General features: G+C 41.7%; 29 protein-coding genes. 3 read left to right on the forward strand and 26 right to left on the reverse strand.

Going from position 1 to position 21,794, the window contains the following annotated elements:
* The 17 genes from WJQ40_RS02975 to WJQ40_RS03055 all read right to left on the reverse strand — a co-directional run.
* A partial coding sequence (locus tag WJQ40_RS02975) for an ABC transporter permease (RefSeq protein WP_337537839.1) occupies positions 1-563 on the reverse strand: 563 nt, incomplete at its 3' end.
* On the reverse strand, positions 563-1,474 hold the full coding sequence (locus WJQ40_RS02980; protein WP_337537840.1) for an ABC transporter ATP-binding protein: 912 nt from the start codon (positions 1,472-1,474) through the stop codon (positions 563-565). The genes WJQ40_RS02975 and WJQ40_RS02980, both read right to left, overlap by 1 nt.
* A gap of 77 nt (positions 1,475-1,551) precedes the next feature.
* A complete protein-coding gene (locus WJQ40_RS02985; RefSeq protein WP_262573374.1) occupies positions 1,552-1,692 on the reverse strand; it encodes a cysteine-rich KTR domain-containing protein in 141 nt (46 codons plus the stop codon).
* Entirely contained in the window at positions 1,670-2,302 is a 633-nt protein-coding gene (locus WJQ40_RS02990; protein WP_337537841.1) for a helix-turn-helix domain-containing protein, read from the reverse strand. The genes WJQ40_RS02985 and WJQ40_RS02990 overlap by 23 nt, the downstream gene beginning before the upstream one ends.
* Positions 2,303-2,457: 155 nt before the next feature.
* Positions 2,458-2,721, reverse strand: a complete 264-nt coding sequence (locus WJQ40_RS02995) for a LytTR family transcriptional regulator DNA-binding domain-containing protein (RefSeq protein WP_337537842.1) — start codon at positions 2,719-2,721, stop codon at positions 2,458-2,460.
* A 42-nt stretch (positions 2,722-2,763) separates the two neighbouring features.
* Positions 2,764-3,279 (reverse strand): methyl-accepting chemotaxis protein, encoded by a 516-nt coding sequence (locus WJQ40_RS03000; protein WP_337537843.1) that lies wholly within the window; start codon positions 3,277-3,279, stop codon positions 2,764-2,766.
* Positions 3,280-3,328: 49 nt separating this feature from the next.
* Entirely contained in the window at positions 3,329-3,850 is a 522-nt protein-coding gene (locus WJQ40_RS03005; protein WP_337537844.1) for an O-acetyl-ADP-ribose deacetylase, read from the reverse strand.
* A 4-nt stretch (positions 3,851-3,854) separates the two neighbouring features.
* The gene (locus WJQ40_RS03010; RefSeq protein ID WP_337537845.1) at positions 3,855-4,367 is read right to left on the reverse strand and encodes a hypothetical protein; all 513 of its coding nucleotides are present in this window, start codon (positions 4,365-4,367) and stop codon (positions 3,855-3,857) included.
* A gap of 43 nt (positions 4,368-4,410) precedes the next feature.
* A complete protein-coding gene (locus tag WJQ40_RS03015) occupies positions 4,411-4,821 on the reverse strand; it encodes a peptide deformylase (RefSeq protein WP_262573386.1) in 411 nt (136 codons plus the stop codon).
* On the reverse strand, positions 4,821-5,162 hold the full coding sequence (locus WJQ40_RS03020) for an arsenate reductase family protein (protein ID WP_337537846.1): 342 nt from the start codon (positions 5,160-5,162) through the stop codon (positions 4,821-4,823). Before WJQ40_RS03020 ends, WJQ40_RS03015 begins: the two co-directional genes overlap by 1 nt.
* 1 nt (position 5,163) lies before the next feature.
* Positions 5,164-5,382 carry an aspartate dehydrogenase gene (locus tag WJQ40_RS03025; protein WP_337537847.1) on the reverse strand — a complete coding sequence of 73 codons (219 nt, stop codon included), beginning with the start codon at positions 5,380-5,382 and terminating at the stop codon, positions 5,164-5,166.
* A gap of 71 nt (positions 5,383-5,453) precedes the next feature.
* Entirely contained in the window at positions 5,454-5,894 is a 441-nt protein-coding gene (locus WJQ40_RS03030) for a hypothetical protein (protein ID WP_337537848.1), read from the reverse strand.
* Positions 5,895-5,896: 2 nt separating this feature from the next.
* Complete coding sequence (locus WJQ40_RS03035; RefSeq protein ID WP_262573393.1) at positions 5,897-6,241, reverse strand: hypothetical protein; 345 nt, start codon at positions 6,239-6,241, stop codon at positions 5,897-5,899.
* A gap of 182 nt (positions 6,242-6,423) precedes the next feature.
* Positions 6,424-8,463: a rubrerythrin gene (locus WJQ40_RS03040; protein WP_337537849.1), complete on the reverse strand. Its 2,040-nt coding sequence runs from the start codon at positions 8,461-8,463 to the stop codon at positions 6,424-6,426.
* A gap of 463 nt (positions 8,464-8,926) precedes the next feature.
* The gene (locus WJQ40_RS03045) at positions 8,927-9,046 is read right to left on the reverse strand and encodes a helix-turn-helix transcriptional regulator (RefSeq protein ID WP_262573396.1); all 120 of its coding nucleotides are present in this window, start codon (positions 9,044-9,046) and stop codon (positions 8,927-8,929) included.
* A gap of 91 nt (positions 9,047-9,137) precedes the next feature.
* Positions 9,138-9,752: a helix-turn-helix transcriptional regulator gene (locus WJQ40_RS03050; protein ID WP_337537850.1), complete on the reverse strand. Its 615-nt coding sequence runs from the start codon at positions 9,750-9,752 to the stop codon at positions 9,138-9,140.
* A 241-nt stretch (positions 9,753-9,993) separates the two neighbouring features.
* Positions 9,994-10,740 carry an alpha/beta hydrolase gene (locus WJQ40_RS03055; RefSeq protein WP_337537851.1) on the reverse strand — a complete coding sequence of 249 codons (747 nt, stop codon included), beginning with the start codon at positions 10,738-10,740 and terminating at the stop codon, positions 9,994-9,996.
* A 67-nt stretch (positions 10,741-10,807) separates the two neighbouring features.
* On the opposite strand from WJQ40_RS03055, the gene WJQ40_RS03060 reads away from it, so the two are divergent.
* Positions 10,808-11,440, forward strand: coding sequence for a DUF6796 family protein (locus WJQ40_RS03060; RefSeq protein ID WP_262573404.1), 633 nt, complete (start codon positions 10,808-10,810; stop codon positions 11,438-11,440).
* Between the two features lie 42 nt (positions 11,441-11,482).
* On the opposite strand, the gene yaaA is transcribed toward WJQ40_RS03060, so the two are convergent.
* From yaaA to WJQ40_RS03085, 5 genes are all read right to left on the reverse strand, one after another.
* Complete coding sequence (yaaA, locus tag WJQ40_RS03065) at positions 11,483-12,244, reverse strand: peroxide stress protein YaaA (protein WP_337537852.1); 762 nt, start codon at positions 12,242-12,244, stop codon at positions 11,483-11,485.
* Complete coding sequence (bcp, locus tag WJQ40_RS03070; protein ID WP_262573409.1) at positions 12,244-12,699, reverse strand: thioredoxin-dependent thiol peroxidase; 456 nt, start codon at positions 12,697-12,699, stop codon at positions 12,244-12,246. Before bcp ends, yaaA begins: the two co-directional genes overlap by 1 nt.
* A 3-nt stretch (positions 12,700-12,702) precedes the next feature.
* Entirely contained in the window at positions 12,703-12,912 is a 210-nt protein-coding gene (locus WJQ40_RS03075) for a DUF6219 family protein (protein WP_262573411.1), read from the reverse strand.
* A 485-nt stretch (positions 12,913-13,397) separates the two neighbouring features.
* A complete protein-coding gene (locus WJQ40_RS03080; protein WP_337537853.1) occupies positions 13,398-13,733 on the reverse strand; it encodes a hypothetical protein in 336 nt (111 codons plus the stop codon).
* A 17-nt stretch (positions 13,734-13,750) separates the two neighbouring features.
* A complete protein-coding gene (locus WJQ40_RS03085) occupies positions 13,751-14,443 on the reverse strand; it encodes a hypothetical protein (protein WP_337537854.1) in 693 nt (230 codons plus the stop codon).
* A 308-nt stretch (positions 14,444-14,751) separates the two neighbouring features.
* On the opposite strand from WJQ40_RS03085, the gene WJQ40_RS03090 reads away from it, so the two are divergent.
* Positions 14,752-14,955, forward strand: coding sequence for a hypothetical protein (locus tag WJQ40_RS03090; RefSeq protein WP_337537855.1), 204 nt, complete (start codon positions 14,752-14,754; stop codon positions 14,953-14,955).
* A 14-nt stretch (positions 14,956-14,969) separates the two neighbouring features.
* A complete protein-coding gene (locus tag WJQ40_RS03095; RefSeq protein ID WP_337537856.1) occupies positions 14,970-16,169 on the forward strand; it encodes an ATP-binding protein in 1,200 nt (399 codons plus the stop codon).
* A gap of 121 nt (positions 16,170-16,290) precedes the next feature.
* On the opposite strand, the gene ppdK is transcribed toward WJQ40_RS03095, so the two are convergent.
* From ppdK to WJQ40_RS03115, 4 genes are all read right to left on the reverse strand, one after another.
* On the reverse strand, positions 16,291-18,912 hold the full coding sequence (gene ppdK, locus WJQ40_RS03100) for a pyruvate, phosphate dikinase (RefSeq protein WP_337537857.1): 2,622 nt from the start codon (positions 18,910-18,912) through the stop codon (positions 16,291-16,293).
* A 182-nt stretch (positions 18,913-19,094) separates the two neighbouring features.
* Positions 19,095-19,931: a glycerophosphodiester phosphodiesterase family protein gene (locus tag WJQ40_RS03105; protein ID WP_337537858.1), complete on the reverse strand. Its 837-nt coding sequence runs from the start codon at positions 19,929-19,931 to the stop codon at positions 19,095-19,097.
* A 79-nt stretch (positions 19,932-20,010) separates the two neighbouring features.
* Positions 20,011-21,366, reverse strand: coding sequence for an MFS transporter (locus WJQ40_RS03110; protein ID WP_337537859.1), 1,356 nt, complete (start codon positions 21,364-21,366; stop codon positions 20,011-20,013).
* A 217-nt stretch (positions 21,367-21,583) separates the two neighbouring features.
* Positions 21,584-21,794 (reverse strand): zinc ribbon domain-containing protein (locus WJQ40_RS03115; RefSeq protein WP_337537860.1); only part of this gene is annotated, 211 nt, incomplete at its 5' end.

Consider the following 21,794-nt stretch of genomic DNA (forward strand, 5'->3'; position numbering starts at 1 on the left):
GTACCCACAGCCGAAAGCTGTCCCTGTGTTGTCAATGGAAAGCTAATGATACTTGAAAGCGTACTTCCAAACAGGACGAGCAATATCATATCAAATAAAACCCATAATACATCTGCTGTATTCATATACCAGCCCATTTTAAGTAAATATCCCAGGCATAATACAAACGCAAGTCCATTGACCATCAAAGAATTAGCTACTGTTGACAGAAAATATCCCAAATAAATTTTCCTTTTGCTGACAGGCGAAACATTAAAATCCTTCCTTGTTCCATTTGCCTTGTCCTGCACCATAGTCAGATTCACACAAAATGTTACAGTGATACAGCTCACTGCCATAAGTGATGCTGTCAGCTGTGCTGCCACGGTTCCATTAATGAGTTTATCCGAAATCGTGATCATATCCGGAATCGCAGCTGTAAAAGAATCTCTGAAAACCTTTGCAAGAAACGTAGCGTACAGAACAATCAGAATGACGGGTGTGATCATTGACGTAAACAACATACCTTTATCTTTAAAAAACAGTTTCCTGTTCCTGTTCATTAATGCCAATACTGTTCTCATCAGCGTTCACCTCCAAGCTTCTTTCCTGTGACTGCAAGAAATACATCATCCATACCGCCTTTTACTACTTCATAATCCGTGAATAAGTCCTGATGCTCTACAATAAGTCTCGTTGCTTCCTTCGTATTTCTTACCTTTAACTGATATCCGTCACGTATTTTTTTATATTCTCTGTTCAATGACTTTATTTCATCTTCGGAAACACCATAAACAGACACTATATCCTGTACATAATCATTTTTAAGTTCAAACGGTGTACCTTCCGCTGCAATACTTCCTTTGTCAAGAATTACAACATACCTGGCATTAGCAGCCTCTTCCATATAATGTGTAGTTAGAAATACTGTCATATTTTCTGTTTTCTGAAGCTTCTCGATAACATTCCAGATTAACTGCCTTGTCTGCGGATCAAGCCCTGTAGTAGGCTCGTCAAGAATCAAAATCTCCGGTCTGTGCAATAATGCACGGGCAATATCAATTCTTCTTCTCTGACCTCCCGACAGCTTACCTACAGGTCTGTTTAAAAACTCGTCAAAATCCAGAATCTCGACCAGCTCCTGTAATCTCTTATCAAAGGCATTTCCTGTAATGCCGTATAAAGCAGCTCTGCTCCTTAGGTTTTCTTTCACCGTAAGCGGTTTATCAAGTACGCTATCCTGAAACACAACACCAAGCATTCTTTTTGTCTGTGCGCCGGCTTTGTCAGTTTCTATTCCGTTTACCTGAACCGTTCCGCTGTCTTTTTTCTGCAATCCGCAGAGAATGGAAATGGTTGTACTTTTCCCTGCACCGTTTACTCCAAGAAACGCAAACAATTCTCCTTTTTTCACACGAAAGCTCAAATCATTTACCGCTTTTACTTCGCTAAAGCTTTTATTCAGATGACTGATTTTAATGATATCTGATTCCATATCTTCTCCTTTTGTTTCATCTTTCCTTAAATGACGCAGTATACGTTGGATTTACCTTTTTTAATAGAATCCATCCTTTACATTGATATAAAGCTTTCTTTACATTTTGGACAAAACAGCGGAAAATGTTTTAACTCCGTATCATCCAGTATCTGCGTCCGTGTCTTTGCACCGCATACCGGACATAGTATCCATTTATCCGTTACTATTGCTTTCATCTGACCTGTCACCTCCTGATAAATCCCATAAAGTGCTATCCTTCACACCTAAGCCTTTTAAATATGTCATACCTGTATTATGAAGCATATGATACATATTTTCTTTCGTATCCTTGACGATTCCTGATGCAATAAGGGTTCCTATCCCCTGTGTATACACCATCATTGTCATCGCAAAATCCATTACCTGTTTTGGTGTAATCCCAAGCAGTTCTGCCATCTCCTGATACACATTAGCGGCATCCTGATTATTCGTCTGTAACTCGAAGCCTATACTTAGTAGCTGGCTTCGCTCTCCCATGTAAAGGAAACGAAACAAATTAGGATTTTCTAATGCTAAGTCAATGGTTCCTTTTCCTCTTTGTTCGAATGTTGCAAGTTCGTTTTCATTCCGACTGTAATACTTATCCTCCACATACTGCTCCGCAAAAGGAATCAATTCCTCACGCAATCCATCCATTCCACCAAACTGCCATGAAATCGGTGCTGTAGAGCATCCCAGTTCCCCGGCTACAGCTTTTATGTTAAGGGCGGTATATCCATTTTTTGAAACAAGCTCCAGTGCAGCCTGCAGCATATCCTCTTTTTTTATTTTTGGACTACTTGGCATATAAAATCTCCGATACTATAAATCAGTTTACTATAAACTTGTTTATAGTATATCACTTTGTACATACATGTCAATGACAAGTATATATTGGTGCTGCCATGATGAGATTTTTTATATAATCTTCTGTCAGTTCATCCTTATATAACCCTCTGTTTTTAAGTTCTTTTGCAAGCATTTCTACATAAGTGGTTGTTGAGCTTTTCTTCCACCTGATACAGTCTGCCTTTAATTTCATAAACACTATCCACAGTATATGCAAACACCAGACCATCCACAGTCTCAAAATACAGAACATCCTCTATTCTGACAGATACTTTTTCCTTGGTCTGCCTATATCCTGTCAGAGTGTCCCCTTTATGCCTCACATATTCTTTTATCTCTTCAAAGTCCTTTGTAAGCCTTATGTACTCAAGAGTCACCCCCCTCTTCTTCTGGACTATTTACAAGTTTTTCCGTTACTCTCATGCATCTTTCCTTTCCGGTTCCATAGCTAATGTCCTTATTCTCACAACCATATCTTCTATAGCCTTTGCACCTGCACTATTTTCCTGTGTTGCTGCAGTTACATGTTCAATCGCCTTATAATTGCTTTGTGTATTGACATTTACCTGCTCCATGGATGATGCCACTTCACTGCTGTGAATTCTTATATTTTCTACCGTCTTATCCATTTCCATAATCTGTCTGGTCATCTGCTCATTAGCTCCTGTAATCATAGCTGTAGAATCACCGGCTTTCTGAATACTGCACATTCCGGTTTCTGTGAGCCTTACACTCTGTTCCATAACAGATACTGCACCATCCGTATTTTTTACCGATTCTGTTACAATTTTTCCGATATCATCTACCGCTTTTTTTGTCTGTTCTGCAAGTTTCTGAATTTCCTCAGCAACTACAGCAAATCCTTTTCCATTAATTTGACCTTCGTTATATATTTCCGCTCCATACGGAAAAATGGATTCTACATTTTTCTTCATCTATTTCCTATCCTTAAATCTATCACTTACCTCGAAAATTACTTTACTATTACTCATATAGCTTATCCACTTCTGCTTCATACACCGACTCTGTATGAGAATCAAATAATACCCATTCCACCAAATCAAAGCTGTCCAGATTATCCTGGAGGAATCTATTAACTGTCTTTACTGCAACCTTTGCCGCCAGTTCTACAGGAAAACTATATACTCCGGTTGATATAGATGGAAATGCAATTGTTCTAATTCCATTCTCCATTGCCAGCTTCAGGGAATTAAAATAGCAGTTTGCAAGAAGTTTTTCTTCCTTATCTCTACCACCACACCATATCGGTCCTACTGTATGTATTACATAGTCGCAAGGTAGATTATAGGCTTTCGTAATCTTTGCCGCTCCTGTCTCACAGCCATGAAGTGTTCTGCACTCAGCTAAAAGTCCCGGTCCAGCTGCACGATGAATGGCACCATCAACACCTCCGCCTCCAAGTAGTGAATTATTGGCTGCATTAACGATTGCCTGCACATCTTTAATTTTAGTTATATCGCCTTGTATAGTTTTTATTATGTACACTTCTTTACTCCTCTTCTAATTCCTGCCATGGTTCCAGTCCCATTTCTTCCCAGGTTACTCCATATGGTGCTCCACCAGAAGTATCCCCTGCTATGTAAAAAAATGTGTCATCCTGATCTATGTTATTTTCGACTGCCTGCTTATTTATAGCTTTCCTTTTTGCTCTCCGCTGTTTTCTTTTCATCTTCAAAACAGCTGCCTTTTCCTCTGGAGTTTTCTTATGTTTTTTCATATTCAGTTTTTCAGGAGTAATGCCATTCTGAATATCCCTTAATATACGCTCCTTATAACCAGCTTCACGCTTATCCACGATCTTACAGAACTCATCATATTCTGTTCTTGGAGCAAGAGCATATACTGATGTAAACAGTGTTCTACAAATGCTGTCCTTTTCAGTATCAGTCGGCATTCTCTGGTTTACAAGGTAAAACTTTAAATACATCCTATAAGTTTTATCAGCAATAGCACTTTTCTGTTTTTGTTTTAAATCTTTATAACTTCTATCTGCTCTGCTCATTAAAATATTCCTCTTGCATTTCAGGAATCTGCCTATCCGTACTTTATATTACTATTCCATTGCAATGATCAATCTCATGCTGAATTATCTGTGCCGTCCAGCCGGAATATTTCCCATGCTGCTTTTTAAAGCTCTGGTCAAGATAATCCACCTCTATCTCCTGGTATCTGGTGCATGGACGAACGCCTTCTAACGACAGGCATCCTTCCTCTGTCTGATAAGCTCCGGACTTCTTTGTAATCACCGGATTAATCATTGCAAACTGAAATGGTCCTGCTGCCACAACGATAATATTCTTCTTAACGCCTATCATATTTGCAGCCATACCTACGCAATGATCAAGATTAGCGCGTAGCGTATCAAGCAAATCTGTTACCAGCTGTTTATCTGCATCTGTCGCATCCACAGATTTCTGTGCAAGAAATAATGGATCTTTTACTATTTTCTTTATCATTAACTCCATCCTTTCCAGACATCCGGCTGATATCCAAGTGTAGACTGCTTTCCATTCCTTACAACCGGAGTTTTGATTACCTGCGGATTCTCAAGTATTTTTTCCAACTTGTCCTCATCAGCAATATATTTAATGAGTGCAAGTAAATCTTTATCTTTGCCATCCCAGTTGATCATATTGTCCAGACCGCCATTGACCTGAGCAACAGAATTAAATTCTCCTTTGCTCATGCCTTTTTCCTTCATATCTATAAACTGATACTTGATGCCACGCTCTTTGAAAAAACGCTCTGCTTTCTTCGTATCGTTACATTTCTTAGTTCCAAATATCTGTATATTCATATCAGTATTCCTTTGCTATTTCTTCATCTATTCCATACATAGACTTAAATTTTTCAAGATCTGCTGAACTCTTTATCAGCATAACCTCTTCTATCTTACCTGTATGTATATCCTTAAATCCAGCAACCTGCTCGCCACTACAAATGCTGGCTTTGATTACAGGCTTCTTATTTTCCTTGTCATAAGACTGCAACACGCTTTTCTTCTTAAACAGTCCCATCTTGCTCACCTTCTTTTATAATTTCACTAGAGCTTTCAATCTGCTCCATTCGTAACACCTCCAATCTTGCATTAACTGAAGAAGTCGAAACTATCTACAGCAAATGCAATATTGATATGGAATTCTTCCTTCTGTGGTGGAACCTCATTACTTTCTTCCACAATATTTAAGTAATAATTTTCTGTCTTGCTATATGCCTGTGACTTCAAGTTGAAACTGCAACGGAAAGTTCTGTCCTGTCCATCCGTGCTTACCTTGTCCGCAATAATCTTCTGTGTGTCACTAATCTGCACACCATTTGAATCTATAAAATACAGCAGATAATTTGTCTGGCTTCTGTTATCACTTACTGCATCCTTCTGATAGAAATTCAGAACGAATGACATATTTACAATCTTTCTGTTTGCAGAGAGCAGATTCAATTCAACAGGCTTATGTGATGATGAATCATTATTGGGACGAGTAGGTAACTTTGTCCCATTTTTGATTGCATCCATTGATGAATCGCTCATACTTAAAAGCCTCCTTTTTGCAGAAGAATTGATACTGCATACATAACTATTCCAACAATTATTATAACAATTGCTTTATCAAATGACTTCTGTTTTTTATGTATAATTTCTCTCATTTCACCCACTGCATTTGTGTATTTATCCATAACCCATACAGCAGCAAACTCACTTTTTTCTTTGTGTATATCCTTGTCTATGATGTCCTCACTTTTAAAGACTTTTACAGTCCTTCCATGTAATAAAATGAGAAACCACACCGTGGCAATTAGCACCATAATAATACTTCCTATGGAACAAACTATTTCAATGATTGTTAGTACCAACTGCCACACTTTAAGTCCAGACACAAATAATCCTGCTGTCGATATATCAAATGCACTTAGCATTAATGTTAATGCGACTCCTGAAAAAGCCAATGCAATATTGATTTTTTCATAAATCTTATTTTAAGTTTACTCTGAATAAACCAAGGAGACAATAAAAAAGAGCAGTGCAATAATTTATGAATACACTGCTCTCAAAAGACTAATTAATAATTCTCTTTTCTTACTTCAAAATAAGCCTGTGGATGATTACATACCGGACAAACCTCTGGTGCCTCAAGTCCTACAACTACATGCCCACAGTTTCGGCATTCCCACATAGTTACTCCACTCTTTTTAAATACCTCCATTGCTTCTACATTCTTAAGCAATGCACGGTATCTCTCTTCATGAAGTTTTTCAATTGCTCCAACACCTCTAAACTGTGCTGCTAACTCAGTGAATCCTTCTTCCTCTGCATCCTTAGCCATTCTCTCGTACATGTCTGTCCACTCAGCATTCTCACCCTCAGCTGCATGTAAAAGATTTTCTGCTGTATCCCCCAGCTCTCCTAGCGCCTTAAACCAAAGCTTGGCATGCTCTTTCTCATTCTCAGCTGTCTGTAAGAATAATGCTGCAATCTGCTCATATCCGGCCTTCTTTGCTACAGAAGCAAAGTATGTATATTTATTTCTGGCCTGTGACTCTCCTGCAAATGCTTCCCAGAGATTCTTCTCTGTCTTTGTTCCTGCATATTTGCTCTTTGATGATACTGCATCCTCTTTCTTAAATGCCGATGCCGGCTGCTTACATACTGGACACTGCTCCGGTGGCTGCTCTCCTTCATGTACATATCCACATACACTACATACCCATTTACCCATTTCTTTATCTCCTTTTCTATTTAATATTTCGCTCTTGTCTTCATATGAAGTGTGTAACATTTTTTCAGCCAGCTCACTTAATGGCTCCCCATAGAATTCTTCATATACTCTTTTAATATCAGGATTCTCATGACTCTTTCTGATAATCATTGCCTCATCCTTCGTGTACAGGCTTTGAATCCTTGCTTTTCTGACTTCATCCTTGTCCTTCATAACATTCTTTGGCTGTCCACCGCCTCCGATACAGCCTCCCGGACACGTCATAACTTCAACAAAATGATACTGTTTATTTCCGTTCTTTATTTCTTCAATTACTTTTCCCGCATTAGCAGTTCCATAAATGACAGCTATACTTACATCCAGCTCTCCAATTTTTACAGTTGCCTCTTTAACACCATCATAACCTCTTACAGGTGTAAAATTCAAAAGCTGTTCTGGAGATTTCTCTTTTGTAATATATTCGTATGCTGTTCTCAGCGCCGCTTCCATAACACCACCGGTATTGCCGAAAATAACAGCAGCTCCAGAAGCTTCGCCCATGAAATCATCATAATCACTATCTAAAAGACTGGCAAAATCAATATTTTCTTCCTTGGCCCATTTTGCCAGTTCTCTTGTAGTGATAACATAATCCATGTCACGCATGTCATCAATTCCAAGATATTTCGCTGCAGCGTTCATTTCATTTCTGCGAATTTCAAACTTCTTTGCCGTACATGGTGTAAGTGCCACATTAACAATATTCTCTGGATTAATTCCCTTCTTCTTAGCAAAAAATGTCTTAATTGTTGGTCCCTGCATTCCAATTGGACTTTTTGCTGTTGAGAGATTAGGAATCATCTCAGGATAGTATGTCTCTACATACTTTATCCAGGCTGGACAACAGCTGGTAAACTGTGGCAAAGGTGCGGTGTTCTTAGTAACTCGCTCTATTAACTCGCTTGCCTCCTCCATAATTGTCAAATCGGCTGCAAAGTTTGTATCAAGAACAAAATTAACTCCAAGCTTTCTGAGTAAAGCCACCATCTTACCCTGTACAAAGCTGCCATCTGGCATACCGAACTCTTCGCCAAGTGCTGCTCTTACTGAAGGGGATGTGCTGACTATTACAACCTTATCCGGGTCTTTGATTGCCTCTTTTGCATAATTATATTCATATTTTTCCGTTATACTGTCTACCGGGCACACATTGGCACACTGCCCACAATTGATGCATACTGCCTCCCCACAGGTCTGCTCTAATGTGTATGTTCCGTGCACACCAATCTGGCTGGTACATATATCCTTACACATACCACATTTTATGCACTTTTCTTCCATACGAATAATGCTGGGATTATCTTCCTCGATTGGGACACGAATGTTTAATGGTAAATGACTCAAGCTACGCTCCTCCTTTTGCTTATATATGTATAAACCTTAACCCAAATTTATTTCAACATTATAGCATATATAGTACAAAAGTTCTACGAGAAATTCAGAATGCTTTTTTTAATAAATACAGCTTATCTATTGACCACACTTGTTATCTCATCCCAGTTATCGAGTACATCTATACCCAAAATCGGGTCATACATCTTCCCCAGATTCTTCTCTATTTCCTCATAACAGTAATCAAAATTATGTGCTTTAGTCCTACCTAAATAAAACTATTAAATTGTCACCTCACTTGGGTGCACGAACCACACTCAGGTCATGACTCCTGAATTGCTTGTGCTGTGTTTGAATTTCGGTTTAATTTGTCAGCGCTGCCTTATCTACCGCTAAATTGGTATAAAAATAAGGACTAAATTAGGCATATCCCCTTGATTTTACTGGATTTCATCTAACTTGGTCCTATTATAACTCAAACACCATTTTCCCAACGTGATACTGCCTGCCTTGTTACCATAATTTTATCTGCCAGCTCGTCCTGTGACATTCCTCTTTCAGTACAAAGCTTCAAAATAATATTTTTCGTTTCCATAGTCGTCACCTCCATAACCATATCATATAGATAAATTCATGTTCCGAAAAGCAATCTGCTGTTGCCATACTCTGTCTATATGATTTGATTATCACTCCTTGGTCATGACTTTCCTGCACCAGGTTCTTGTCTTACAGTGAGGACATTTTAAGTATCTTGTGCTTAATAAATGCATTCCCATATTATATTGCATAAATGTTGGAGTAAACAATTCATTACAATTCCTGCATTTAAAATATCCTATCTTCCTGTCTCCCCACATTGCAACATATAATCCAACGCCAAACACACTTAACGCAATAATCATCAGCACAATCTTAATTGGTAACGTAATCACATCTGTGTAAAAACAAACCACTAATAGTAATGTCACAAACGTAATTGTTGATATTACACCAATAATTGTTGTTAATAATATTTTTTGCTTATTCTCTTCCTTTTCTCTAATCATATTCACCATATTTTCCTCCGCTTTTTTCTTATAATTTTGCTGGGAAATTCTCTCGCCGGTCAGAAGTTCATTTACTGTTATTTCTAATTCATTACACAATGGTAACAGCAGTGACGCTTCCGGAAAGCCGTTTCCGCACTCCCATTTCGATATTGTTTTATCACTGATTCCCAACAATTCAGATAATTGTTTCTGTGTATACCCTTTTGCCTTTCTTTCATCAGAAATAAACTTTCCAATTTTTACCTGATCCATTGTTTTCCTCCTTTCTGACCTCAGAATAGTATATAAAGTAGATGTTTCACACCCACGGAACGTAGAGAATGGTGAATATATGCGGATTCTACGCTTCGTAGACTATAAAATATCTACTAGTGTTAGCATGTTTCGCATTTATCTTTTCACATTATAACATGGAAAGATGTACTCTCTCCTTCATAACCCACATCCTTTTTGTTGTCAGCCAAATCCACCAACGTTCGCAAGCGCAGTGGTCTCATTTTTCCTTTTCCATATAGCTTCGCAACAGCGCTGCATAGTCCTTCCCGTGCGCAAACATGTAGCCACAGTGTCCATAGCCTTTTCTTGTTGTGATCTTCGCTTCGGGATAATATTTTCTGATTGCTTTCTGACAGACCAGATGAGAATCTCGGTTCCCGAATTCAAAAAAATAGGTGTCGCTGCAACTCCGGCGAATGCGGGCATTCTTCAAACGGATAGCTATTGCAGGCATGTACCAGATTGAAAAGCTCCTCTTTATCCGTATTCGCCATCGTGTCCAAAAGCTTCTGCTGTACATCTGCATCCAGTCTTGCATGGAGGCATACAGATTGGCGATTGTCTCCGGACGCTTTTTCATTTCCCGGAACATCGCCCGAAACAGCCATTCCACACCATAAACGCATGTAAGAGAAGTCCCCTCCATAACAGCACAGTGCGTATGTAAAAGTTCTTCATGGGAGATCACATTCATTGCAATCACGCTGCCAAGCGACACTCCGAAAACAAGTGCAAGCTCTTTCATCTGATTCTGCATCAGCCAGTCTGTAATCTCTGCCGCCTCCTTTTGCGCTGATTCAAACCTGCCTTTATCATTCCCATGTCCTGTCAGGTCTGGCGCAATGATATGATAATCATCCATCAACTGATCTACATACGGCAGCATCATTTCGTGTGTCATCCACATCCCATGGATCAAGAGGATTTTCGACTTGTTCTGATTACCATATTCGTAGATCTTCATTTGCTTTTCCCCCTTGTACTTTCAGGTAGTGTCAAAAACTACCTATATTCTGTCGGAGGTGAATTCTATGAGTTCTACAATTCTGAAACTCATGCTGCTGCTTGGAATCATCGGTCATACATGTAATATGTACTGCGACCGCATTTTGTCTATTTTTCCTAATGGACAGCTGAAACTGGAAAATTTCAAAGATCTCACTAATGAGAAAAAAATGGCCCACCTTCTGGAGGGTGTATCCCCAAAAATACCCATGCGTTCTGCCATCCTTGGTGCATTCTCCCTGTTTCTGCAGTTTCTCGGGTATTTCTCACTGAGTGCCTACATATATGGACACTCCAGACGTTACGGATCCATCCTGTTTGTATCTATTGCATTTTTTATTGTCCTTGGTACTGCGCATCACGTAAAATATGCCCTGACGGAATATGTATTTCTCAAACTCGGTCGCGATACAAAAGCGCATGGTCTGATGCTTGATCTTTTTAACAGTGCGCCGATCACAAAGAGCTGCTATCTTGCCTATCTCCTTTTTGTTATTACGCTGATTGTGGCTATCATTACCGGTACCGCAGCATTTCCGCTTTGGGCTGTTATTTTCACCATATTACCGATATTTATCCTGCTGTTTCCATTTCGGATCATCGGTACTTTACATATTGCTGCGATGGCTTCCATGCTTGTCTGGCTGATCCTGATATAAAAGATAACAATATAGGTTTTCCGACATTGTTATATGCCATCTTTAATTTAAATCATTATTCATTTTGCGTTCAAAAACATATTCTGAATCTGATGATAAATCAAACCGAAACCAATATCCAAGTCTGTCAAATTTCTGAATCTCCACCGGATTTTCAATATTATTTTCTGCCATAAATCTGACCATTTCACCACGCGCCATTTTGGCATATGTACCTTTTGTTACCATTTTATCTTCAGATAATTCACAAAATATAATCGAAATATATCTATCCTGTGGTGACAGATACTTTTCTATACATTTTGAGTATTCTTTTGATGCCAGGTTAATAATAAACCTGCTGTCATCTATTACCGAACGGTATAACAAGTTTCCCCAGTACTCATACAGATTTTTTGTATCTCCAATTCCGACCCTTGCCTGCATTTCTAAACGATAAGGTGTCACTCCATCCATCGGTTTCAGAACTCCATAAAACGCAGACAATATTCTCAAATGATTTTGTATATACTCAAATTGTCTGTCTTCAAATACGGATGGTGCCATATATTGAAAAGCAATTCCTTCATATGATAAGACAGCCGGAGTAAGCATGTTATACAGATCCATATTTCCCAATCTGTTAAAGTTCTGCTCTGTAATCTTGTCATTACATTTCCAGATCGTTTTCAGTTCCTCTTTTGATTTGCTTTTCATCCAGCTCAATATCTCTGCTGTCTTATCAATAAAGGCCGGCAGTTCAACCGGTGCTATGTTATCAGTATCTACAATCATCTTTTTTGCAGGTGACAATATAATCTTCATTATGGCAGTTCCTTAAGCATGTTTTCAGGATCATCTGCCGCCTTGACTTTATCATTGGCTTTGATGATAACTCCCTGTTCATCAATAAGATATGTTGTTCTTACCACACCCATGGAAACTTTTCCATAATTTTTCTTTTCTTTCCAAACATCATATGCTTCAATAACTTTACGCTCCGGATCTGCTAAAAGCGTAAATGCCAGTCCATATTTTTCTTCAAATCTCTTGTGAGAGGCTACAGAATCCTTACTTACTCCGAGGATGACCGCACCTTTTTCAGTAAACTGAGGATAACGCTCAGAAAAACCACATGCCTGCTTCGTACATCCCGGTGTATTATCCTTTGGATAAAAATATAAAATCACTTTTTTGCCTGCATAATCGCTTAATTTATGCATTTCTCCAGTCTGATCCGGCAATTCAAAGTCCGGTGCTTTTGTTCCTACTTCTAACATACATTATTCCTCCACTTCTTTCACTTCCATCTGTTTTCTTGTCCTCTTATTGCCTGAAATCATTTTATGTCCAGAATAAACTGCCATCATCATGCATATCAGAGAACCAAACGCAAAGTATTTGTGTGCTGCTTTTAACCCTTTATATCCGGTATAAAAAGTTCCAACCATTGTAACTACTGCTCCAATTGACCAATATTTATGTGCTTTCATTATTTATTTACCTCCTGTATATGACCATATTAATCAAATTTTCTGTAACATGGTGTATATAATCCTGAATAACTATACTTCTGTGTTTCAATATTTCTATGCAACAAGGTCTTCCCCCTCTTTATTTTCGTATGGAATGATGTCTGGGTCAAAAGCCTCCGACTTTGATACCTACGGATTGCTTCGTGCTACGCACTCCCACAATCCTACCCAATATTCGCATATCGTGGGATTATCATCTATATTACTATCTCCTGCGTTTACCACACTTCCTTGATCCACTTTATGCATTCCTGTCCTATGATCACACGCTCTCTGGCACATTCTTCTGGGAATTCTTTCCGGATATTTTCCTTCGGTCAGAATCTCGTATAAATACCTGTTATCCAAAATCATATCATCTCGTATAAACTGCCAGTTCGCCTTTTTCCTGAAAAACACCTTGAAAATCAGGAAGTTCATGATTGCCCCAATTGCCGGCGTGGTCATGCCGAAAGCCTCGGTGTGAGAAAAATGACATCCTGTTTCGTTTTTTTTCCTTCAAAGGTGATAAACGCCGTCTTCTTGTCGCTCCGAAATACAATGCGGCAGTGGATCTCATCCTGTTCACATTCCGTAATCGTGCCTGTAACATCATAGTCCAGCCCCATAACAATCTCGCGGAAGCGGATCTTGTTTCCCACTTGATAGTTCCCGTTATAGAGATTGCATTCGATATGGTAGAGACTCCATTTCACAAACTCTTCCTCAAAGTTAGCGATCCATGCCTCCATTTTCTCATGGGAAGCCGGAATCTCTATCTGCTCTGTAAGAATAACCATTATCAGTTTCTCCTTTTCTACGCCTTCTTAACAACCGGGTTGGGTAATCTACCTGTCTCAATAATCGTTTCCAACATTCTCGCAAATCCTTCCGGCTCCCGGATCTGATACTGCATATGGTTGAATCCTTCAAAAACCGGAAAATTACCGTATATATAGGTCTGCATAACTGCATTTCTGTATTTAAAATGTTCTTCTTTACTTCCGAACTCCCAGAATGTATGTTTCTGCAATTCTTCTGACAGCTTCGGAAGTGGTTTATCTTCCAGGCTGTCTGTCAACTGCCTTCTCAGATTTCCATATGTCAGATTCTTTCCCGCAGCTATAAAGTAAGGCTTGATTTTTTCGTCATCGCACCACATGATTTTTTTCAATGTTTTTCCTTTTGACCAGTACAAGCTTTTAATTACCAGATATAAAAACGGAACCATAATCCTGCGAGTCCCCTTTCCGATCTGCGCAAACTGTCCGCCATCAAAAAATATATATTTCACTGGTATTTTTGCATCTGTCAGGAATGCCATTGCAAGATCTGCACCAATTGAAGATGCAACTACAAGTTCTATCTCTTTGATTCCCTGCTTTCCCAGGAATCGTATAATTTGCTGTACCTCGTCTTTTTTACTGCGATATTTCTGCCCGGAACAATACACTGTTGACGTCGGCATAACGCAATAAAATTCATCTGCCATTTTCTCTGCAACTGGCATGCTGCTTTCCCCAGTCACCCCCATTGCGTGAAAAAAAAGGATAACTGGATTTGATTTGTCACCTATTGTTTTGAATACCATGATCCCACCTTCTATCCATATCGAGCCACACAGTTAGTTTCCACTTACTTGAAGTATAGAACAAAAATAAGCCACCGTCAAATGTCTCAAGCAAGGGTTCTCGTTCTTCCTCGTCAAGTAAACAGTCAAGTAGACTTACACCCCACATGTAAGCCCCTCACAGAACCGTAAGTGCGGCTTTCCCACATACGGCTCTTCATATTCTCACCAATATACTTTCCGACCGTATGGACAAGCTGAAAACGCAATACCCCGTCATCGACAACATGAACGAGGGCAGCGGCGAGATCCGCATGACCGCAGAGGAGCATCGGGCGTATGTAGACTATCTGAACCTTGCCCTCCAAATGGAGGACATGGAGCGGCAGCACATCTACTTCCGCGGACATACCGATGCCGTGGCGTATTTCAAAAAAATCAAAGCGATATAAGTACGACGAAAGCGGTGCAGAGCAGACCCTACTATTTGGATATACTGAAAACCTATCGGGATGTTCCGCTGGTGAAGGTTCTTGCCGGAATCCGCCGCTGCGGGAAATCGACCATTTTGGATATGTTAAAAGACGATCTGCTCGGCAGCGGCATTGCGGCAGACCATGTGATCCATCTGCGCTATACCTCGGAAGAGTTGGACGACAGCATGACAGCTAAGCAGATGCATCGTGACATTAAAGAGAAAATGACCGACGGTGAACGCTACTATCTTCTGCTGGACGAGGTGCAGGAGGTAGACGGCTGGGAAAAGGCGGTCAACAGCCTGCTGGAGGATGCCAATACCGACATCTATGTGACCGGCTCCAATTCCAAGCTGATGTCCGGTGAGATCTCTACCTATCTGACGGGGCGTTATATCTCCATCCCTGTCTTTACGCTGTCCTTTGCCGAATATCTGGAGTTTAAGAAGGACAGCGGCCGCACGCCGAAAGAGCTTTTAAACGAATATATCCGCATGGGCGGTTTCCCCATCGTTGCGCTCGGAAATTTCGATGAGCGTTCATCCTATCAGATCGTCGAGGGCATCTACAATTCCGTTATCACCAGTGACATCACAAAGCGGCACAATATCACGAACTTTGACCTGTTCAACCGTGTGGTGAAGTATGTCGTGGAGAATGTCGGAAAAACTTTTTCTGCCAACGCCATCGTGAAATTTATGAAAGGCGAAGGGCGCTCCCTCTCGGTGGAAGCAGTTTATAATTATCTGGAATGGCTGGAAAAGGCGTTCGTGATCTACCGCTGCCAGCGGTACGATATGAAGGGCAAGACTGTCCTCAAAACGCAGGAGAAGTTCTACCTTGCGGACGCTTCCCTCAAATACTGCATGATGGGCTTCAACCCAAAATCCGTTGCCGCAATGCTGGAAAACATCGTATACTTCGAGCTTCGGCGGAAGGGCTATGATGTGTATATCGGCAAAAACGCAACCAAGGAGATCGACTTCGTGGCCGTGCGGCGGGACGAGCGGATCTATGTGCAGGTGTGCCGCAATCTGCCGGAGGAATCCGACCGTGAAGTCGCAAACCTGCTTGAAATCAAAGACCATTACCCGAAATATGTGGTGACGATGGACGAACTGGCCGCAGGCAACATCAACGGTGTCAAGATCGTGCATCTGGCGGATTTTCTGCTGAGCAAGGACTATTAAACGCTTTCTGCATATAAAATAGTCAAAGTATATGCAAATAATAAGAATACGGTGAGGATGACGAGCATCCTCACCGTACATACGATAGGTCTGTTCAGTTTTCCACTGACGGGACGATAGCCTACTTTTGTTTAATAGCAGCCTGCGCCGCTGCGAGTCTGGCTATCGGCACACGGTAAGGTGAGCAGGATACATAGGTAAGTCCAACCTTATGGCAGAACTCGATGGAAGAAGGATCTCCCCCATGCTCACCGCAGATACCAAGCTTGATATCAGGTCTGGTACTTCTGCCCTTCTCGGCTGCCATCTGAACAAGCTGTCCTACCCCCTTCTGGTCCAGTCTTGCAAAAGGATCAGATTCATAGATCTTGTTCTTATAATAATCACCAAGGAACTTGCCGGCATCATCTCTGGAGAAGCCAAAGGTCATCTGTGTCAGGTCATTGGTTCCAAAGGAGAAGAACTCTGCCTCCTCTGCAATTTCATTGGCAAGGAGTGCAGCTCTTGGGATCTCGATCATAGTACCGATGTGATACTGAATATCGGAATTCTTCTCTTTCTTCACAGCCTCTGCGGTCTCTACCACAACATCCTTGACAAATTTCAGTTCCTTCCTGTCTCCTACTAGCGGGATCATGATCTCAGGCACGATATCGTAGCCTTTCTCTGCCCTGACCTCGATTGCAGCCTCCATAACCGCTCTTGTCTGCATTCTTGCGATTTCCGGATAGGTTACTGCAAGACGGCAGCCTCTGTGTCCCATCATCGGGTTAAACTCATGCAGGGAATCACAGATCTCCTGTACTTCTTCCGCAGTCATCATCATCTTTACTGCCAGATCATCGATATCATCCTGTTCTGTAGGAACAAACTCATGAAGTGGGGGATCCAGGAAACGGATCGTAACCGGTCTTCCTTCCATTGCTTCATATAAGCCCTTGAAATCTCCCTTCTGATAAGGAATCAGCTCATTTAATGCCTTTTCTCTTTCCTGCAGGGTTCTTGACAGGATCATCTGTCTGATCTTTGGGATTCTGTCCTCTTCAAAGAACATATGCTCTGTACGGCAGAGTCCGATACCCTCTGCGCCATACTTCACAGCATTGGCAGCATCCGCCGGTGTATCTGCATTGGTTCTTACCTGCAGCTTCCGGAAGGAATCTGCCCATTTCATCATACGATCAAAATTGCCACTGATGGACGCTTCCCGTGTCTGTATATCACCATCATAGATCTTACCGGTAGAACCATCGAGAGAAATGTAATCTCCTTCGTGATAGGTATGTCCACCCAGTTCAAATACCTTATCTTCTTCATTGATACTGATATCACCACAGCCGGATACACAGCAGGTTCCCATACCTCTTGCTACGACCGCAGCATGGCTTGTCATACCACCACGGACTGTCAGGATACCTTCTGACGCATGCATTCCTTCGATATCTTCGGGTGAGGTTTCCAGACGGACCAGTACCACTCTTTCTCCCTTTTCATGGGCTGCCTTGGCTTCGGCCGCCGTGAAATACACCTTTCCTGCTGCCGCACCGGGAGATGCAGGAAGCGCCTGTCCGATCACAGTACCCTCCTTCAGTGCCTCGGCATCAAAGGTAGGATGCAGAAGCTGATCCAGTGATTTCGCTTCAATCCGAAGAACTGCTTCCTCAGGTGATATCCTGCCTTCATCTACCAGATCACAGGCGATCTGAAGTGCTGCCTGTGCGGTTCTCTTTCCATTTCTTGTCTGCAGGAAGAACAGCCTGCCGTCTTCGATGGTAAACTCCATATCCTGCATATCTCTGTAGTGGTCTTCCAGCTTGTTTGCGATCTCCATGAACTGCTTAAAGCATTCCGGCAGATCCTGCTCCAGCCTTGTGATCGGCTGCGGTGTTCTGATTCCGGCTACAACATCCTCTCCCTGTGCATTGATCAGGTACTCGCCGTAAATTCCCTTTTCACCAGTGGAAGGATTTCTGGTAAAAGCAACACCGGTTCCGGAGGTATTGCCCATGTTTCCGAATACCATGGCCTGTACATTGACTGCAGTACCCCAGTCTCCCGGAATATCGTTCATTCTGCGGTAAACAATTGCTCTTTCATTATCCCAGGAACGGAATACTGCCTTTACAGCCTCCATGAGCTGCTCTCCCGGATCCTGTGGAAATGCCTTGCCCATCTTTTCTTCATAGACAGTCTTAAAGCGGACGATCACCTGCTTTAAATCCTCTGCTGTCAGATCCGTATCAAATTTAGCTCCCTTTGCCTCCTTGATCTCATCCAGTATTCTCTCAAAATAGGACTTTGGAATCTCCATAACAACATCTGAGAACATCTGGATAAAACGGCGGTAAGAATCATAGGCAAATCTGGGATTGCCTGTCTTCTTTGCGAAGCCCTCTACTGCCACATCAGTAAGTCCAAGGTTCAGGATCGTGTCCATCATACCAGGCATTGATGCTCTTGCACCGGAACGCACAGATACAAGCAGCGGATTCTCCGTATCTCCAAATTTCTTTTCCTGCTTTTTCTCAAGCTCGCTCAGTGCGGCAAAGATCTGTTCCCTGACTTCATCAGAAATCTGTCTGCCGCTGGCATAGTAATCGGTACAGGCTTCTGTCGTCACCGTGAAGCCCTGCGGAATCGGCAGGCCAAGATTGGTCATCTCTGCCAGATTAGCACCTTTTCCTCCAAGAAGATTGCGCATGCCTGCGTTCCCCTCTTCAAAAGAATACACCCATTTTCCCATAGTAATCTCCCTTAATCACCCATATTTACAGTTCACCAGAGCTGCTGGATATACGCAGCTCCCCAGCGACTGCATTGATAGGTAAATTATACCATGAAAAAGGGTGTTTTGCACTCTTTTTTATTAAATTTGCACAAATCTGACATATGCTGTCAAAATTCTGCTCTGCCTTTACCCTGTTTTTATTTGGGACGCTTTCTTCTTGGAATAAAGGAATCAAAAATGAACATATCAAAGCTCTTCTCTGCTTCCTCCAGCTCCTTCTGGCTCTTGATTGTCCATGCCACTGCCATATTATGATACAGCTTTCTGCAAAGCCTTCTTGACAGGTTATCTGCATATTTATGATCGTAAGCTACAAAGTCCGGCTTGGTCATCCAGTTTAAGAGCAGATTCTGCAGGATAAAATATAATGGTCCTTTAAACTCCCCTGTCTTCAGGAAGCCATCAGAAAGCTGGCCTCTCAGTACATCATTCCGGTAACGGCGGTACCACATCAGTGCCAGTGGATTAAAGGACTCGATACAGTACTGGCCCTTATAATCCGCAAGTGCCCGGTTCGTCAGTGTGCAGACCATCAGATCCATCCACTCCAGCTTGATCTCCACGATCAGCGGCACCCTTCCGTTTACTACTGCCAGTACATTTTCAAATTTGGGGATCCTCTCTTCACTTTCAAACAGTGGAAATTCCTGCAGCTCTTCATAGGTATATTCGCATACCTTCCCCGACTTTCCTGTCGCCCTCTGAAGGGTAAAATCATGAAATACTACTGGGATCCTATCCTTGGTAAGCTGCACATCCAGTTCGATCCCGTATCCTGCTGCTACAGCCTTTTTAAATGCTGCCATGGAGTTTTCCGGTGCCTCTGTATGATTGTCATGCAGTCCTCTGTGTGCATAATAAACCTTCGGGAATTGCTTCCATTCCTGCTGCCTTGTGAGCCTTGGCATGATCATCAGGAAATACAGCAGCACTAGCACGGCTGCCACAATCAGTATCACGTATATTGCTGTCATTCTTCTTATGCTGTCCAGTTATCTTACTGTAATTGGATTTTTCCTTTCCTGTCTTAAGACTTTCGTCCCAGACTCCATCTTAATCATCTACGTCAAAATTTTCAAGCAGACTTTTCTTTTTATCAGGTCTGGCATCCCCGTGCCGCACCTGTGCCATGGTGATAAAGGCAAGCACTGAGAACACAAAAGCATAAGGGAACAGTGTCCTGTAGGAAACATTTTCCAGAAGGAATCCGGAAAGGATTGGTGTCAGGATTTGTGCCGCCATGGAAAATGTATAATAGGTTCCGGTAAATTTACCGATATCACTGCCTTTACTCATCTCAACGATCATGGGATAGGAATTGACATTGATCGCTGCCCAGCCAATACCGATCACGGCGAAGGCCACATTGACCAGTCCATGATACTGACCAACAAAGATCGCAGCGAAATAACAGATACTCATCAGTACGATTCCTACAAGAATGGTTTTCTTCCGGCCAATCCTTCCCGCCAGATTTCCGATCGGCACATAGCTTAAAATCGCTGCCACCGTAGCTACCATAAGACAGTCAGCAAAGCCGCCTCCTTCCAGGTGCCATACTACCTTCGTATAACGGGAAAAGGCTGTTGTTACGGCATTGTAGGCAGTAAACCAGAGGAAAATGGAAGTCAGAAGAAATGCCATGCTGCGCTTTACCTCCGGAGGCATCTGCATTTTCACTGTCTTTCCCTTATTTTCATCACTGCTGTTTTTCTCAGCTTCAAGGAGCTGTTCTTCCTCGATCGTATCCTCAGTCTCTACCTTAAGCCCGGTGCTGTCCTCATAGGCTTTGATCTCGGCTGCGACCTTTGCCTCAATCTTTTTCTCAGAGATCGTGATCACCAGAATTCCTACGGAAATGACCATCAGTGCTGCCACGCTGACAAACAGCGGCATATAGTCCGGTCTGTCACCCTTTCCTACCAGAAGCTTGATCATGATCAGGGTGTAAACGCCGCCTACGGCACCCATCAGATTGATGATGGCGTTGCCCTTGCTTCGCAGCTTATTGGGTGTCAGGTCAGGCATCAGTGCGACTGCAGGTGACCTGTATAATCCCATGGAAACCAGCAGGGCAAAAAGTGAAACGATAAACAGCACTACATTGACCTGTCTGTCTGCAATCGGCAGAAGCATTAAAAAGATCACTGCCAGCACAGTTCCTGTCACGATAAACGGCATACGCCTGCCAAACCTTGTATCTGTCTTATCTGACAGTGCCCCGAAAAGAGGCAGAAGGAAAATGGCAAGTACATTGTCTGCTGCCATGATGGCTCCTGTCAGTGTCTCCCCTATGCCAAAGGTATTCTGCAGGATCAGCGGGATAATGCTGTCATACATCTGCCAGAAGGCGCAGATGGAGAGAAAGGCAAGACCAATGAGTACGGTTCTTTTGTAATTTAATTTCATATTCAGGCTCCCTTATATAATATTTTTATAAAGTATAATCTTACTTAACTCAAAAGTATTTTTTTTAATCCAAACTTCATTAACTTTTTTCTTTGACTTATAAAAGTGAACTACCCATTGTCTTAAGCCAATGGGCTTCCTGCTTCAATCGACCTCGTAACCTACTATCTCCACAGGCGTTAATTCGGGCAGTCCCTGCCCTATTTATTATTTTTTCTTATGCTATTTGCCTTAGTCCTTCTGCCAGTATATTTTTTGCAGCATTGATATCCCTGTCATGTTCCGCTCCACATTTCGGACATATCCATGTCCTCACCGACAAATCTTTTGTGTCCGAATTCTGATACCCACAAGCAGAACATATTTGACTGCTGGCATAAAATGTATCTATTTTGATGTATTTCCTGCCATTCCATTTTGCCTTATAC

Origin of the sequence: Suilimivivens sp. (genome assembly GCF_037359455.1) — a bacterium.
Classification (GTDB): Bacteria; Bacillota; Clostridia; order Lachnospirales; family Lachnospiraceae; genus Suilimivivens; species Suilimivivens aceti.